This window comes from Gordonia sp. VNK1, from assembly GCF_040049135.1.
GTDB lineage: Bacteria > Actinomycetota > Actinomycetes > Mycobacteriales > Mycobacteriaceae > Gordonia > Gordonia oleivorans.
On record NZ_JBDZDJ010000058.1, the window covers coordinates 1 to 1,662 of the forward strand.

Annotated in this window: 1 protein-coding gene; it reads left to right on the plus strand. The window is 62.8% G+C overall.

The features are described from left to right. Positions 1–422 precede the first annotated feature (422 nt). The gene (locus tag ABLE94_RS26285; RefSeq protein ID WP_006357614.1) at positions 423–1,595 is read left to right on the plus strand and encodes a L,D-transpeptidase; all 1,173 of its coding nucleotides are present in this window, start codon (positions 423–425) and stop codon (positions 1,593–1,595) included. Positions 1,596–1,662 lie beyond the last annotated feature (67 nt).

Genomic DNA, 1,662 nt, shown 5'->3' on the forward strand with positions numbered 1-1,662 from the left:
GGCGCGCGGGAGGTATGAGGACGAGTGGTCCCGCAGGTGTCGCGAGAGTTGTCGCACCACGGCCTCGACGTCGGCGAGCGGTGGCGAACACGCATCGGCGGGGACTACCTGTGGGGTGTCGCCACACGGCAATAATGAGGTCGACGTGACCGCTCGGCGGTCGCCCACCACGAAGACGTTTCGAACCTTCTCTCGCGCTGTGCAGCGGGTAGAGGAGCGCACAGCATTCAACTACTATCGTGGATAGTAAACCTAGTCCAGGCGCCGAGTGAGAGGGTTCGCCACAATCGATGGGCCGCGTAAGAAGGACTCGAGCTATCGAAGAGCCACGTGATCTCTTGGCGGCTTACGGTGCGCAGCCGCAGTGCTCGAGCGCTCGTGGATGCCGCGGGTCGGTCCGGGCAGGTATTCCGCGACTGCTGATGCTCGCAGCCCTGACGGCTGTGGTGATGTTATTGACCTCGTGCAGCTCAACCGGAGGCGCCGCCTACAGCAACGAGATTCAGGCCGTTGACAGCTTCGCCGACATCGCACAGCCTTCCATTGCTGTGGCCACCGAAGGTGGCGGTCGACTCGCGCCCAACGCGGTTGTCGAACCTGGGCTTCCTATTGTTGTCACGGCCAGCCGCGGCGCGTTGACAAACGTCCGTATCCCCACAGCCAGCGGCCGTCCCTTGGCGGGCTCACTGAGCGAGGACGGCTCAACGTGGACAAGCACCCAACCCCTGGGATATTCGAAGCGGTATTCCGTTCAAGCCGAGGCCGTGGGCGTGGGCGGTCGATCGGTCGTCTCGCAGCGCTTCACCACGACCTCACCGGAGTCACTGACCAGCGCTGCCATCCTCGGCGAGAAAACCGTCGGGATCGCCCACACAGTCGGGGTGCGGTTCGCCGATCCCATCCCCGACCGAAAGAAGGCACAGGCGGCGATCACCGTGTCGTCTGACCCCCAGATGCGGGGTGCGTTCTATTGGATCAGCGACTCCGAAGTCCGGTGGAGGCCCGAACGCTTCTGGACGCCGGGCACCAAAGTCAGTGTCGCCGTCAACATTTACGGAGTCGACCTCGGCGACGGGCTCTACGGCGACGAGAACTTGTCCTACGACTTCACGATTGGCCGAGCTCAGGAAATCGTTGCCGACGACAACACCAAAACGATAGTCGTCAAACGAGACGGCAAGGTCATCCGCACGATGCCGACCTCGTTCGGCAAAGACAGCACTCCGACGCCCCGCGGTATCTACATGATCGGAGATCGCGTCGAGCACATCATCATGGACTCGTCCACCTACGGAGTGCCTGTCGAGTCCGCAGCGGGATACCGCACACCCGTTCAATGGGCGGTGCAAATGTCCTACAGCGGCATTTACATGCACGGCGCACCGTGGTCGATGTCGGCGCAAGGCAGCAGCAACGTCAGCAACGGTTGCCCAAACCTGAGTCCCACTGACGCGGAATGGCTCGTGAAGAACACCCTGCGCGGTGACCCCGTCACGGTCAAGAACACCAACGCCGACACACTGCCGGGAGTTGATGGACTCGGCGATTGGAACATCCCGTGGCCACAATGGAAGAACGGCAACGCAGACACCTAGGCGCCCCCGCCTGGCTGGAGTTCGTCGACGCTCAGCACGTTCTTCCGACCATGCACGGCCGGGGCGA

Coding starts and splice junctions, on each gene's coding strand:
- ABLE94_RS26285 (WP_006357614.1), top strand. CDS start 423: ATGCTCGCAGCCCTGACGGCTGTGGTGATGTTATTGACCTCGTGCAGC.